Source organism: Streptomyces diastaticus subsp. diastaticus, from assembly GCF_011170125.1.
Classification (GTDB): Bacteria; Actinomycetota; Actinomycetes; order Streptomycetales; family Streptomycetaceae; genus Streptomyces; species Streptomyces diastaticus.
The window spans coordinates 2,577,703-2,591,099 of the sequence record NZ_BLLN01000005.1; the positions used below are offsets into that span (position 1 = coordinate 2,577,703).

Consider the following 13,397-nt stretch of genomic DNA (forward strand, 5'->3'; position numbering starts at 1 on the left):
CCGAGGCGGCCCGGATCGGCGCGCGGCCGGCCGGGCTCCCGCACCACGTCGAGCACGCCGGCCCGCCCTCGATCCCGGCCCTGCCGGCCAAGCCCGCCCCGGACCTCCCCCTGACCGTCCCCGGCCCGGCCGACGAGGACGCCTACGTCCCGGCCCCGGCCCTGGCCCGGCTCGGCCCGCGCCCGACCATCCGCCGACCCGACCGGAACGAGCACCGCCTGCTCCGGGGCGCACCCACCCACCCCGGCGGCGACCGCCGTCGACCTGCGCGTCCTCCCCGAGACCGCCCGTACGCTCCGCTTCCGCGACCCACCCCGGCCGACCGCGACCTGTACGCGCCCACCAAGCACGAGCCGGCCGGGCGCACGTGGCGGTACACCCAGCAGTGAGGGGACGCGAGGAGCGGGGTGGTGGAGCAGATGCCGCGCCGGGCGCGGAGGGGCCGAAGTGCCCGGAACCGGACTTGAACCGGTACGCCCGTGAAGGGCAGCGAGGTTTAAGCTCGCCGTGTCTGCATTCCACCATCCGGGCAAGCTGGGGGGCCGCATACGCGGTGTGAGCCTATCCGGACAAGTCACTCGGACAGCGGGCCCTCAAGCCGATGTTGTCTTATTTTATTGGCGCCTGAGGGGTCATCAGGACAGCGCGCGCTCGCTCCACGCCGCCCTTCGGCAGGCTCCACCCGAACCCGGCCATGGACGGCTCGGGGCAAGAATGACCGGAATGCGACCAGGGGCCGGGCGAAGATCATTGCGCCGGTTGCGGGTTGGGCCGCCGCGCCTCCCGCCGGCCTGTCGGCGTCCCCCGCCGCCGGGGCGCGGGGCGGCCCGCCGGAACCACCGGAAAGCGTGACCAGGGTCTCCCGCCACGAGCGCCTTCCGGGTGCCTTCCGGGGTCAGACGGACCTCCAGGGCACCCCGTCTCAGGGGTGGCGGTCAGGGTCGGTACGGGCGGGGGGTCCTACCCAGGTATGACGGGCGCTCCCCCGGTCACCCCACGGAGTGGCACTCGAAAGGGAACTGGGGAGTGATGGTCCGCGCGGTTCCGGCAGGAAGGATGGACGCAGACCGTACAGACGACTCTCACCCCGCCACCGGACAGGGGTGGCTTGCCGCGTCCGCCCGCCGGCGGACGACGCAGTCCGAGTCCCCCGCCCCACCGACAGGAGCTTCCCCGTGACCACCACCCCTCTGGCCTCCAGGTCCACCGAGGTGGCCGCCCGCGCCACCGAACTCAGCAAGGTGTACGGCACGGGCGAGACCCGGGTGGTCGCGCTGGACCAGGTCTCCATCGACTTCCGGCAGGGCGAGCTGACCGCGATCATGGGCCCCTCGGGCTCCGGCAAGTCCACGCTGATGCACTGCGTGGCCGGGCTGGACACCTTCGACGGCGGCTCGGTGCGGATCGGCGACACGGAGCTCGGCGCGCTGAAGGACAAGCAGCTCACGCAGTTGCGGCGGGACAAGATCGGCTTCATCTTCCAGGCGTTCAACCTGCTGCCGACACTCACCGCCCTGGAGAACATCACCCTTCCGATGGACATCGCCGGCCGCAAGCCGGACCAGGGCTGGCTGGACCAGGTCATCGACATGGTGGGCCTCCGCGACCGGCTCAAGCACCGTCCGGCGCAGCTCTCCGGTGGGCAGCAGCAGCGCGTCGCCGTGGCCCGGGCGCTCGCCTCGCGGCCGGAGATCATCTTCGGTGACGAGCCGACGGGCAATCTGGACTCCCGCTCCGGCGCCGAGGTGCTGGGCTTCCTGCGCAACTCGGTGCGCGCCATGAACCAGACCGTGGTGATGGTGACCCACGACGCGGTCGCCGCCTCCTACGCGGACCGCGTGGTCTTCCTCGCCGACGGCCGCATCGTCGACGAGATGCACCGCCCGACGGCCGACAGCGTGCTGGACCGGATGAAGGAGTTCGACGCGAAGGGCCGCACCAGCTAGCCCGACCCCGCTCGCAGGCTTCTCTCCGCCCCGCGCGGCCCACCGGGCCCGCCCGTTCCTTCCCAGGACTCCTCATGTTCCGTACCGCCCTGCGCAATGTCCTTGCGCACAAGGCCAGGCTGCTGATGACCGTGCTCGCCGTGATGCTCGGCGTGGCCTTCGTCTCCGGCACCCTGGTCTTCACCGACACCCTCGGCAACGCCCTGCGCAACCAGTCGGCGAAGAGCTACGACGACGTCGCCGTCTCCGTCCAGACCTACGCGCACCCGCGCGACCAGGAGAAGAGCGGCATCGACGCCGCGACGCTGAAGAGGATCGACCGGCTCGACGGTGTCTCCGCGGCGCACGGCCGGGTCTCCGGCTTCGCGGGCGTCGCCGACCCGGACGGCAAGCTGATAGGCAGCGGCTGGTCCAACACCGGTGCCAACTTCTCCCCCGGCGCCGACGGCAAGGACCCGCAGTACACCTTCACCGACGGCTCCGGCCCGAAGGCCGGGCAGGTCGCGCTCGACCGGGCCACCGCCGAGAAGGGCGAGTACCAGGTCGGCGACAAGGTCCGCGTCGCCACCAACGGGCCCGTCCAGGAGCTGACCCTCTCCGGTGTCTTCACCACCGAGGACGGCGCGGTCAACGCCGGCGGCAGCCTCGTCCTGTTCGACCAGCGCACCGCCCAGGAGCAGTACCTGCGCCCCGGCTACTTCCAGGACGTGACGGTCGCCGCGGCCTCCGGTGCCTCCGACGCCGAACTGCTGAAGCAGGTCCAGGCGCTGGTGCCCGAGGAGGCGACGGCCAACACCGGCCAGGAGCTCGCGGAGGAGCAGGCCAAGCAGATCGAGCAGGGGCTGAGCGGCCTCAACACCATGCTGCTGGCCTTCGCGGGGATCGCCCTCTTCGTCGGCGTCTTCCTCATCGCCAACACCTTCACCATGCTCATCGCCCAGCGGACCCGTGAGCTGGCGCTGATGCGCGCGGTCGGCGCCTCCCGCCGCCAGGTGAAGCGCTCGGTGCTGGCCGAGGCGGCGCTGGTGGGTCTGGCCGCCTCGGTGGTCGGCTTCGGCCTCGGGCTCGGCCTCGCGGTGACGCTGCGTTCGGCGATGGACGCCTTCGGCGCGCAGATGCCCGCCGGTCCGCTGGTGGTCTCGCCGACGGCCGTGGGGGCCGCCTTCGGCGTCGGCATCGTGATCACCGTGCTGGCGGCCTGGCTGCCGGCCCGGCGGGCGGCGAAGATCCCGCCGGTGGCCGCGATGAACAGCGTGCACGCGGTGGCCACGGTCAAGTCCCTGGTGGTGCGGAACACCATCGGTTCGATCATCACCGCGGCGGGCTCGGTGGCGATCGTCGGGGGCGCCTCGAAGGGCGGCGAGGACGGCCGGTACCTGATCGCGGGCGGCGCGTTCTTCGCGCTGCTCGGTGTGATGGTGCTGATCCCGCTGCTGTCGCGACCGGTGATCGCGGCGGTCCGTCCGCTGCTGACCAAGCTCTTCGGGGTCTCCGGCAAGCTGGCCGCGCAGAACGCGGTGCGCAACCCGCGCCGCACCGGCACCACGGCCTCCGCGCTCGCCATCGGCCTGACCCTCGTCACCGGCCTGTCGGTGCTGGGTCTGACCGTCGGCCAGGCCATCGACCGGACGACCACCGACCACATCAAGGCCGACTACATGGTGGCGATGGCCTCCGGCGGCCCGCTGGACGCCTCGGCGGTCGAGGCGCTGGAGAAGGCCGACGGCGTGAGCGCCGTGTCGCCGAAGCAGGCGGCGGGGTTCCAGGTCGAGGACGACTACCTGGGCGCCTCCTCGGTCACGCCGGGCGCGGTGGAGAAGGTGTTCCGCATCGACGTGGCCGACGGTTCGCTCGGCACGCTCGGGGACGGCGCGATAGCGGTCGACACGAAGACCGCCGAGAAGCAGGGCTGGAAGGTCGGCGACACGGTGCGGGTCACCTTCGACGACGAGAAGAAGGGCGAGCTGGAGGTCGGCGCGACCTTCAAGCCCAACGAGTTCCTCGACAGCGTGCTGATCGACCGGGCGGTGGCCGACGCCCACGAGGCCGCGCCGATGATCCAGGAGGTCTGGGTCAACGCCGACGGCGGCGCCTCCGACTCCGCCCGCCAGGCCCTGGTGGACGCCCTCGGCAACAACCCGGCGATCGACGTGATGGACCAGCAGGACATCCGCAACGCCTTCGGCGGCGTGATCAACACGATGCTGTACATCATGTACGGCCTGCTGGCGATGGCCCTGATCATCGCGGTGCTGGGTGTGGTCAACACGCTGGCCATGTCGGTCTTCGAGCGGCAGCAGGAGATCGGGATGCTGCGGGCGATCGGCCTGGACCGGCGCCGGGTGAAGCGGATGATCCGGCTGGAGGCCGTGGTGATCTCGCTCTTCGGCGCGGTCCTCGGCACCGGCCTCGGTGTCTTCCTCGGCTGGGCGGTCGGCGAGACGATCGCCGGCTCCGTTCCCGGGTACGAGCTGGTGCTGCCGTGGGACCGGATCGCGGTCTTCCTGGCACTGGCCGCGCTGGTCGGTGTGCTGGCCGCCCTCTGGCCGGCCCGTAGCGCGGCCCGGCTGAACATGCTCACCGCGATCAAGACCGAGTGACCCGGTAGCGGCACTCGTGCCCCGCCCGGCCTCCCGCCGGGTGGCGGCGCGTGAGGCGCCGGGCCCCACCCCTGTTGGCGGGGGTGGGGCCCGGCGCCGTGTACGGGCGGGAGGCGGGCGGTTGGGCCGGCGGCCTCAGACCGACTCGGGCGACCGGGGCGCCGGGGTCGTCCCGTCGTCGCCGGGGCTCGGGGCCCGGCCGCGGGGCTCGCCGCGGTGGGCGTCGTTGCGCCGCTGCTCCGGGGAGACACCGTCGGGCCGTTCAGGTGACGCGCCGCCCTGGCCGGTGTCGCTCCGGGCCGAGAGGGCGGTCCACCTCCGGGCGCGCAACGGCAGCCCCGGATGGCCCTCGGCGGGGGTGCGGACGGCGAGGATCTGGTTGACACCGATCCGGTTGCGCTCGAAGGAGAGGGCGGAGGCGGCCATGTAGAGCAGCCAGACCCGGGCCCGCCCGGCTCCGGCCAGGCGGGCGCACTCCTCCCAGTGGTCCTCCAGGTTCCGCACCCAGGCCCGCAGCGTCAGCGCGTAGTGCTCGCGCAGCGCCTCCAGGTCGCGGACCTCGAAACCGGCACGCTCCAGCTGGGTGACGGTGGAGCCGACGGGGGCCAGCTCGCCGTCGGGGAAGACGTAGGCGTCGATGAAGGTGTCCACGTGGTAGGCCGACTCGTCGTCCTGGGGGCGCCGGCCGATCTGGTGGTTGAGGAGCCGGCCGCCGGGCTTGAGCAGGGCGTACAGGTCCTCGGCGTACTCCAGGTACCGGACGGCGCCGACGTGCTCGGCCATGCCGATGGAGGAGATCGCGTCGTAGGGCCCGTCCCGCACGTCCCGGTAGTCCTGGACACGGATCTCGACGCGGTCGGCGAGGCCCTGTTCGGCGGCGCGCTTGCGGGCGTAGGCGGCCTGTTCGCGCGAGAGGGTGACGCCGACGACCTGGACGCCGTACTCGCGGGCGGCGTGCAGCGCCATCGCTCCCCAGCCGCAGCCGACGTCGAGCAGGCGCATGCCGGGGCCGAGTCCGAGCTTGCGGCAGATCAGGTCGAGCTTGTCGCGCTGGGCGCTCTCCAGGGTGGCGTCGTCCTGCCAGTAGGCGCAGGAGTAGACCATGGAGGGGCCGAGGACCCGCTCGTAGAAGTCGTTGCCCACGTCGTAGTGGTGGCTGATGGCCTGGCGGTCGCGGCCCTTGCTGTGCCGGCTGCCGAGGCGGCGCCGGACCGGGGCCTCCTCGGCGGGGGGCGCCGGTGGCGGGAAGGGGCCGGCCAGCCTGGCGAGGCCGAGGGCGGCGGCGCGGACCTCGGGGTCCCGGACGGCGGAGAGGGGGCCGAGCGGGGGACGCTCGGTCTCCCAGACCACTCCGGCGAGGAGGTCGAGCGCCTCGTACAGGTCGCCCTCGACAGTCAGGTCGCCGGCCACCCAGGCACGCACCAGGCCGAGTTCGCCGGGCTTGAAGAGGATGCGGCGCAGGGCTCGGCGGTTGCGGAAGACGATCACGGGGGTACCGGGCGGACCGTGTTCGGTACCGTCCCAGGCGCGCAGGCGGATCGGGAGAGGGGCTCCCAGTATCTGTTCGGCGTGTGTGGCCAGCCGCTGGGCGGCACCGTGCATGTCGCGTCACCTTCCGGGTTCGGTGTGCCTGAGCTCCTGTGTCGGGGGCGGCCGCACGGGCGGGCGGCCGCTGCTGTACGTACACATGTGAACACCGATGGGGGCCTCTCGCAGTCCCGGTTCCGGGTAAGGAATCCGCAAAGCGCGTGTAGAGGCCATCCATTTGGGGGCGGGTGCGCGGCCGAAGCGGGCCGCCCCGGGTACGCCGAAGGGGGCGCTCGCACCACGGATGGCGAGCGCCCCCAAGGGAGGTTTCAGCGCACGGTCAGGGCGTCAGGACGCCTTGGCCTTGGCGGACTCGGGCTCCTCCGCCTTGACGGCGGGGGCCGGAGCGGGCTTGGCCGCCTCGTAGAACTCCTCGCGCGGCGTCTCCATCGCGCCGAGGGAGACCACCTCGCGCTTGAGGAACATGCCGAGGGTCCAGTCCGCGAAGACGCGGATCTTGCGGTTGAACGTCGGCATGGCCATACCGTGGTACGCGCGGTGCATGTACCAGGCGAGACGGCCCTTGAGCTTGATCTTCATCTTGCCCATGACGATCATCGCGACGCCCTTGTGCAGCCCGAGACCGGCGACCGCACCCTTGTTGGCGTGGCTGTACTCCTTCTGCGGGAAGCCCCGCATACCGGAGATCACGTTGTCGCCGAGGACCTTGGCCTGCCGCAGCGCGTGCTGCGCGTTGGGCGGGCACCAGGCGTTCGGGTTGCCGTTCCTGCGGCCGATGACGTCCGGCACCTGCGCGTTGTCGCCGGCCGCCCAGATGTGGTCCGTGCCCTGCACCTGGAGGTTGGCGGTGGTGTCGACGTGGCCGCGCGGGCCGAGCGGCAGACCGAAGCGGCTGAGCACCGGGTTCGGCTTCACACCGGCGGTCCACACGATGGTGGAGGCGTCGACCTCCAGGCCGTTCTTGAGCACCACGTGGCCGTCGACGCAGGAGTCCATGGAGGTCGAGAGGTAGACCTCGACGCCCCGGCTCTCCAGGTGCTTCTTGCCGTACTCGCCGAGCTTCGGGCCCACCTCGGGGAGGATCTTGTCGGCCGCGTCCACGAGGATGAACCGCATGTCCTCGCGGGTGACGTTGTTGTAGTACTTGGCGGCGTCCCTGGCGAGGTCCTCGACCTCACCGATCGTCTCGGCCCCGGCGAAGCCACCGCCGACGAAGACGAAGGTCAGCGCCTTGCGGCGGACCTCCTCGTCGGTCGTGGAGTCAGCCTTGTCGAGCTGCTCGAGGACGTGGTTGCGCAGGCCGATGGCCTCCTCGATGCCCTTCATGCCGATGCCCTGCTCGGCGAGGCCGGGGATCGGGAAGGTGCGGGAGACCGCGCCCATCGCGATGACGAGGTAGTCGAAAGGCAGCTCGTACGCCTCACCGACCAGCGGCGCCACGGTGGCGACCTTGCGGTCCTGGTCGATGGTGGTGACCCGGCCGGTCAGCACCTCGGCCTTCGGCAGTACACGTCGCAGCGGGACGACGACGTGGCGCGGCGAGATGTTGCCGGCTGCGGCTTCGGGGAGGAAGGGCTGGTACGTCATGTACGAGCGCGGGTCGACGACCGTGACGGTCGCCTCGCCGTAGCGCATCTTCTTCAGAATGCGTCGTGCTGCGTACAAGCCAACGTACCCACCGCCTACAACGAGGATCCTGGGACGCTCCGTGGTGCTCATGCCATCGAGTATCCACCCGCCCCCGGGGGGTCGATCGTGCGCCCCTTCACAAGCTCCCCCACCCCCTCTGCTACACTGCGCGGCCCACGTGACCCAGGTCATGTACGCACCACGGAACCACCGCCCTCCTCCAAACGTTCCCCACCCCCTGTGAGCTGCTCGCTCGTCTCTTCCGGGGAGAAGACCGCGGCCTGCCTTCCATCCCCAGGCAACGCGAGGGAAACACCCCGTGCACAGCGGGTCGGGGCCAGGAGTCGCCCTTATGGAGGCCGAAAGGCCCTCGACATCGCCCGACGGGGCACTTTCTCTTGTGAAGAACTTCACGAACTTTCCGGAGCGCGCGTCGGCGACACCCCCCGGACGACCCTCCCAGAGCGCCCGGGACCTCCCGGGTGAGGCTCAAACGGACAGTGCGGAACCGGGGTTGAAGAGGCGCACGCCGGGGCGCCCCCGCCGGTGCGCACCACGTCCCGGGAGGTCGGCGCAGGGCGGCGGGCCGCACGACGCACTCCGCGCGGTGCGGCCGACGGGGGGTCCCCCCGGGTGGACGCCGTGCGGCGCCCGCCCGGGCGGTGAGGTCGAGGCCGTCGACGGCGGTTCTGATGCCGTACCGCTCGATCAGGCCCGCACCCGGAGAAAGGGCTCCGACGGAGTGGGTCGCCGAAGAGGGGAGCCGGACGGAGCCGTTGCCTCGACGTCGCGCCGCGCACAACCGGACGCGTACCCTCCCCTTCATGCCGGAGCACCAGGAGCGCGCGAGCGACGTCGCACGGGCCGCCATGGAAGCGGTGGAGAACAGCGTGTCGGTGCGGGAGGCCCGCGCCCATCTCGCGGAGCACATCAACCGGGCCGAGTCCGGGACCCCGACCGTCGTCACCCGCAACGGCGCCCCGGTCGCCGCCCTCGTCCCCTTCGCCGACTTCGAAGTGCTCGAAGAGGCCGCCGACCTGATGCTGGCTCGGGAGGCCGAGGCGGTCCTGTCCCGCGACGAGCCGACCGTCTCCCTGGCCGAACTGGTCGCCGACCTCTTCTCCGGCCGCACGGACGGTCCCGCGTGACCTCCGCCCCGCGCTTCACCCCGGCCGCCCACCACCACCTCCGCTCCCTCCCCCGCCCGACCGCCATGCGCGTTCTGGCCGCCCTGACCGCCCTGGCCGAGAACCCGGCCGCTCCCGGTCAGGACACCGCCCCGCTCGGCACCGCCCCCGGCCTCGTCCGCCTCCGCTCGGAGGGCCAGCGTCTCGCCTGCCTGGTGCGCGAAGGTGATCTGCTGGTGCTGACGGCACGGGCGGCGGACCGGCGCTGAGGTACGCCGGGGCGCCCGGTCCGCGCCGCCGGGCCCTGCGCGCCCCGCGCGCACGTTCCACCGTCTCCGCCCGGAGCGCCGCAGCGGCCGTCTCCTCGGCGACCGCCCCGGCTGCCCCGCCGGGGCGGAGGACTCGGCCGCACACCGTCAGGTCCCCCGGGGCGCCGTCCCGGCGGAGCGGTGGCGGGCGACCCGGTCGAGAACGTCTGACCCGGACGACCGGCCAGCAGCCCCGCCGCCGAACTCGCGGCGCACCGAGCGCCGTTCACCTCTCGCGGGGTACGCCGCGCTCGCCGGTGGTCACCCTTCGCGGAGCGAGGCGTGTCCGGGGCCGTCCCCGGCCGAGGCCGGCCACCCGGTGCACGCGAAAGGGGCGGTCCGGCCCAGGCACCCGCCTGTCACCGGACCGCCCCGTCCCGACCGCCTAGGCCCCCGCCGCCTTCCAGGCGATCCCGTCCAGGATGTCGTGTTCGCTGACGATCACCTCGTGGGCGCCGGTGCGCTCCATGAGGGTGCGAAGGATCAGGGCGCCGGCCGCGATGACGTCGACGCGTCCCGGGTGGATGACCGGGTTGGCGGCGCGTTCGGCGTGGGTGGAGGCCAGGAGGGCGTCGGTGACCTCCGTGACCTTGGCGTACGGGATGCGGGCGTGGTGGATGGCGGCCGAGTCGTACGCGGTGAGGCCGAGGGCCAGCCCGGCGACGGTGGTGACGGAGCCGGCGAGGCCGACCAGGGTCCGGGCCTCCTCCAGCGGGACGGTGCCGGCGGCCTCGTCGAGGGCGGCGCCGATGTCCCGGCGGATCGCGGCGACCTGCTCGGCGGTGGGCGGGTCGGTCACCGTGCCGTCGGGGCGCGCGAGGTGGCGCTCGGTCAGGCGGACACAGCCGATGTCGACGGAGCGTGCGGCGCGGACGCTGTCCGTGCCGACGACGCACTCGGTGGAGCCACCGCCGATGTCCACGACCAGGAAGGGCGTGTCCAGGTCGGCGCGGCCGGTGAGTTCCTTGGTGGCACCGGTGAAGGAGAGCGCCGCCTCCTCGTCGCCGGTGACGACCTCGGGGGTGACGCCGAGGATGTCGCGGACGCCCTCGGTGAACTCGGCGCGGTTCTCCGCGTCACGGGTGGCCGAGGTGGCGGTGAAGCGGACCTCGGTGGCGCCGAGTTCGCGGACGGCGGCGGCGTACTCGCGGCACGCCTCGAAGGTCCGCTCCAGCGACTCCGGGGCGAGACGGCCGGTACGGTCGACGCCCTGGCCCAGGCGGACGATCCTCATCCGGCGGTCGAGGTCGGTCAGTTCGCCCGTGGCCGGATCGGCGTCGGCGACCAGCAGGCGGATGGAGTTGGTGCCGCAGTCGACGGCGGCTACCCGACGGGCGGTCACCGGCCCTCCTCCTCGGCCTGTCCGGCGGAGCCGGCGGCGGCCGGCGGTGTCACGCACGAGCCCTTGCGCCACCACTCGGGGAGCATCGCCAGCGCCTCGTCACCGAGCGGGTTGACGCCCGGTCCGGCGGCCAGCGAGTGGGCGACCAGGACGTGCAGGCACTTCACGCGGTCCGGCATACCGCCGGCCGAGGGGAAGTTCTTCAGCTCCTCGATCTCGTCGCGGCGCTTGACGTAGTCCTCGTGGGCGGCCCGGTAAGCGAGGGCCAGCTCCGGGTCGCCGGCCAGCCGCTCGGTCATCTCCTTCATCACGCCGTTGGCCTCCAGCGTGCCGATGGCCGAGGCGGCGCGCGGGCACGTCAGGTAGTAGAGCGTGGGGAAGGGCGTGCCGTCCTCCAGGCGGGGCGCCGTCTCGACGACATCGGGCTGGCCGCAGGGGCAGCGGTGCGCGATGGCGCGCAGACCGCGCGGGGGGCGGCCCAGCTGCTGCTGGAAGGCGTCGACGTCGGCGGGGGTCGGCTCGGTGCGCGGGGTGGGCGGCGGGGGCGTGTCCATGGCGGGGTCAGGTCTCTCGGTCGTTCACTCGGTGGCGGGGCGGATGCCGCCCGGCCCGGCGGCCTGGTCGGCGCGGTCGACGCCTTCCAGGAGGTTGGTGTACCAGGGCCGGGTGGCGGCCGTGCGGTCGGTGCGGCTCGGTTCGGCCGCGCCCGGGTCGATCATGGTGTAGCCGGTCTCGCCGGGGCGTACGTAGTGCAGGCGTTCGCGGATGCGCTGCTCGGCGTAGGCGTCGTCCTCCCAGCGGGCCTTCTCGTCGCGCAGTCGCTCCACCTTGGCGCGGTGGGCCTCCCGTTCGCGCTGGAGGTCGGCGATCTCGGCGCGCTGGGAGACGTACTGCCGCATCGGGTAGGCGAGGGCGACGATCAGGGAGCAGAGGACGAGGGCGAGGAGCGCGGCGCGTCCGGTGAGGCGGGAGCGGCGGGCCTGGCGGCGGTTCTGGGAGCGGTAGACCCGGGCGGCGGTCTGCTCGCCGAGCACCCTGAGCCGGGTCGCGGTGGAGAAGCGGTCCGCACCGCTCTTCTTCCCGGCCATGCCCGCCTCCCCTGCGCCGCGCGCCGCGCGGCCGTCTCGCTCGCCCGCGGCCGCGTGGCCGCCGTGCCCGTCAGGTGTCCGCCACTCGCACGCCCTGCTGATTCTCGCGTACACGTGCCCGCGTCCCCGCCCACGGTACGGGACCGGGGGCGGGGACGCGGGGAGGCCGGGGGCCGTCGGCGGCCCGGCCGGGTCAGCCCTTGAAGCGCGGGAAGGCGCTGCGGCCGGCGTAGACCGCGGCGTCGTCGAGGATCTCCTCGATACGCAGGAGCTGGTTGTACTTGGCGACGCGCTCGGAGCGGGCCGGGGCGCCGGTCTTGATCTGGCCGCAGTTGGTGGCGACGGCGAGGTCGGCGATGGTGACGTCCTCGGTCTCGCCGGAGCGGTGGCTCATCATGCACTTGAAGCCGTTGCGCTGGGCCAGCTCGACGGCGTCCAGGGTCTCGGTGAGCGAGCCGATCTGGTTGACCTTGACGAGCAGGGCGTTGGCCGACTTCTCCTCGATGCCGCGGGCGAGGCGCTCGGGGTTGGTGACGAACAGGTCGTCACCGACGAGCTGGACCTTGTCGCCGAGCTTCTCGGTGATGACGTTCCAGCCGGCCCAGTCGTCCTCGAACAGCGGGTCCTCGATGGACACCAGCGGGTACGCGGCGACGAGCTCCTCGTAGTACTCGGTCATCTCGGCGGCCGAGCGGGACTTGCCCTCGAACTCGTAACTGCCGTCCTTGTAGAACTCGGAGGCGGCGACGTCCAGGGCGAGCGCGATGTCCTTGCCGGGCACGTAGCCGGCTTCCTTGACGGCCTCGAGGATGAGGTCGAGGGCGGCGCGGTTGGAGTCGAGGTTCGGGGCGAAGCCGCCCTCGTCGCCGAGGCCGGTCGCCAGGCCCTTGCTCTTCAGCACCTTCTTGAGCGTGTGGTAGACCTCGGTGCCCCAGCGCAGGGCCTCGGAGAAGGACTCCGCGCCGATCGGGGCGATCATGAACTCCTGGATGTCCACGTTGGAGTCGGCGTGCGAGCCGCCGTTCAGGATGTTCATCATCGGCACCGGGAGCAGGTGCGCGTTGGGGCCGCCCAGGTAGCGGAAGAGCGGCAGATCGCTGGCCTCGGAGGCGGCGTGGGCGACGGCGAGGGAGACGCCGAGGATGGCGTTGGCGCCCAGCGAGCCCTTGTTGTCGGTGGCGTCCAGGTCGAACATGGCCTGGTCGATGAGGCGCTGCTCGGTGGCGTCGTAGCCGACGAGCTCCGGCCCGATCTGCTCGATGACGGCGAGGACGGCCTTCTCGACACCCTTGCCCTGGTAACGGTTGGGGTCTCCGTCACGCAGTTCGATGGCCTCGAAGGCTCCGGTGGAGGCGCCGGACGGCACCGCGGCGCGGCCGGTGCTGCCGTCGTCGAGGCCGACCTCGACCTCGACGGTGGGGTTGCCTCGGGAGTCCAGGATTTCCCGGGCTACGACGACGTCGATGGACGGCACGAGCATCTCCTTCTGGGATGTGACGCGGGTCGGCCTTCGGTCGGCCGTTCGCTCCAGAGCCTAACCGGCGGCCGGCCCCATCCCGGCGTCGCGCCCGGACGCTGGGACGAAAAGAGGCCCGTACGGGGCGAAACCGTACGCGAACGCCGATATCTACTCACCGGTAGCCCCGACGGCTCCGACCGCTGAGACGCGAGGAGGAGCGGAAGGGAAAGGGGGAAGCCCCGACCCGGTGCACTGGGGGGGAGTCGCGCACCGGGACGGGGCTGTCTGTGGGAGGGAGGGGCGCCGGCCCCCGCTCCCCGGAACTCCGCTGGACGCGGGAGCACCCGGGG

Annotated in this window: 11 protein-coding genes and 1 tRNA gene; 5 read left to right on the plus strand and 7 right to left on the minus strand. The window is 72.6% G+C overall.

Annotated features, from left to right (window positions below; all coding sequences use genetic code 11):
• Nucleotides 1-14 precede the first annotated feature (14 nt).
• Complete coding sequence (locus Sdia_RS28375; RefSeq protein WP_229831614.1) at nt 15-389, plus strand: GrpB family protein; 375 nt, start codon at nt 15-17, stop codon at nt 387-389.
• Between the two features lie 59 nt (nt 390-448).
• Here Sdia_RS28375 and Sdia_RS28380 read toward each other — a convergent pair.
• A tRNA-Leu gene (locus Sdia_RS28380) sits at nt 449-531 on the minus strand.
• Between the two features lie 644 nt (nt 532-1,175).
• On the opposite strand from Sdia_RS28380, the gene Sdia_RS28385 reads away from it, so the two are divergent.
• Complete coding sequence (locus tag Sdia_RS28385; protein ID WP_100456714.1) at nt 1,176-1,946, plus strand: ABC transporter ATP-binding protein; 771 nt, start codon at nt 1,176-1,178, stop codon at nt 1,944-1,946.
• Nucleotides 1,947-2,020: 74 nt separating this feature from the next.
• The gene (locus tag Sdia_RS28390; RefSeq protein WP_100456716.1) at nt 2,021-4,546 is read left to right on the plus strand and encodes an ABC transporter permease; all 2,526 of its coding nucleotides are present in this window, start codon (nt 2,021-2,023) and stop codon (nt 4,544-4,546) included.
• Nucleotides 4,547-4,681: 135 nt separating this feature from the next.
• Here Sdia_RS28390 and Sdia_RS28395 read toward each other — a convergent pair whose 3' ends face one another.
• Both Sdia_RS28395 and Sdia_RS28400 read right to left on the minus strand, forming a co-directional pair.
• Nucleotides 4,682-6,148: an SAM-dependent methyltransferase gene (locus tag Sdia_RS28395; protein ID WP_115067886.1), complete on the minus strand. Its 1,467-nt coding sequence runs from the start codon at nt 6,146-6,148 to the stop codon at nt 4,682-4,684.
• Between the two features lie 273 nt (nt 6,149-6,421).
• Nucleotides 6,422-7,813 (minus strand): NAD(P)/FAD-dependent oxidoreductase, encoded by a 1,392-nt coding sequence (locus Sdia_RS28400; protein WP_115067885.1) that lies wholly within the window; start codon nt 7,811-7,813, stop codon nt 6,422-6,424.
• A gap of 734 nt (nt 7,814-8,547) precedes the next feature.
• Between Sdia_RS28400 and Sdia_RS28405 the strand changes: the two genes are divergently transcribed.
• Nucleotides 8,548-8,871: a type II toxin-antitoxin system Phd/YefM family antitoxin gene (locus Sdia_RS28405; RefSeq protein ID WP_115067884.1), complete on the plus strand. Its 324-nt coding sequence runs from the start codon at nt 8,548-8,550 to the stop codon at nt 8,869-8,871.
• Nucleotides 8,868-9,119, plus strand: coding sequence for a type II toxin-antitoxin system RelE family toxin (locus tag Sdia_RS28410; protein ID WP_100456724.1), 252 nt, complete (start codon nt 8,868-8,870; stop codon nt 9,117-9,119). Before Sdia_RS28405 ends, Sdia_RS28410 begins: the two co-directional genes overlap by 4 nt.
• A gap of 424 nt (nt 9,120-9,543) precedes the next feature.
• Here the strand turns inward: Sdia_RS28410 and Sdia_RS28415 are convergent, their stop codons facing one another.
• The 4 genes from Sdia_RS28415 to eno form a co-directional block, all read right to left on the minus strand.
• The gene (locus tag Sdia_RS28415; RefSeq protein WP_100456726.1) at nt 9,544-10,500 is read right to left on the minus strand and encodes a Ppx/GppA phosphatase family protein; all 957 of its coding nucleotides are present in this window, start codon (nt 10,498-10,500) and stop codon (nt 9,544-9,546) included.
• A complete protein-coding gene (locus Sdia_RS28420) occupies nt 10,497-11,054 on the minus strand; it encodes a DUF501 domain-containing protein (RefSeq protein WP_100456728.1) in 558 nt (185 codons plus the stop codon). Before Sdia_RS28420 ends, Sdia_RS28415 begins: the two co-directional genes overlap by 4 nt.
• A 24-nt stretch (nt 11,055-11,078) precedes the next feature.
• Nucleotides 11,079-11,588, minus strand: a complete 510-nt coding sequence (locus tag Sdia_RS28425; RefSeq protein ID WP_100456730.1) for an FtsB family cell division protein — start codon at nt 11,586-11,588, stop codon at nt 11,079-11,081.
• Between the two features lie 193 nt (nt 11,589-11,781).
• Nucleotides 11,782-13,068 carry a phosphopyruvate hydratase gene (gene eno, locus Sdia_RS28430; protein WP_100456731.1) on the minus strand — a complete coding sequence of 429 codons (1,287 nt, stop codon included), beginning with the start codon at nt 13,066-13,068 and terminating at the stop codon, nt 11,782-11,784.
• Between the last annotated feature and the right edge of the window lie 329 nt (nt 13,069-13,397).

Excerpts from the sequence above, each read along its gene's own strand:
- Sdia_RS28390 (WP_100456716.1), top strand. The coding sequence starts at position 2,021 with ATGTTCCGTACCGCCCTGCGCAATGTCCTTGCGCACAAGGCCAGGCTG.
- Sdia_RS28395 (WP_115067886.1), bottom strand. The coding sequence starts at position 6,148 with ATGCACGGTGCCGCCCAGCGGCTGGCCACACACGCCGAACAGATACTG.
- Sdia_RS28400 (WP_115067885.1), bottom strand. The coding sequence starts at position 7,813 with ATGAGCACCACGGAGCGTCCCAGGATCCTCGTTGTAGGCGGTGGGTAC.
- Sdia_RS28405 (WP_115067884.1), top strand. The coding sequence starts at position 8,548 with ATGCCGGAGCACCAGGAGCGCGCGAGCGACGTCGCACGGGCCGCCATG.
- Sdia_RS28420 (WP_100456728.1), bottom strand. The coding sequence starts at position 11,054 with ATGGACACGCCCCCGCCGCCCACCCCGCGCACCGAGCCGACCCCCGCC.
- Sdia_RS28425 (WP_100456730.1), bottom strand. The coding sequence starts at position 11,588 with ATGGCCGGGAAGAAGAGCGGTGCGGACCGCTTCTCCACCGCGACCCGG.
- eno (WP_100456731.1), bottom strand. The coding sequence starts at position 13,068 with ATGCTCGTGCCGTCCATCGACGTCGTCGTAGCCCGGGAAATCCTGGAC.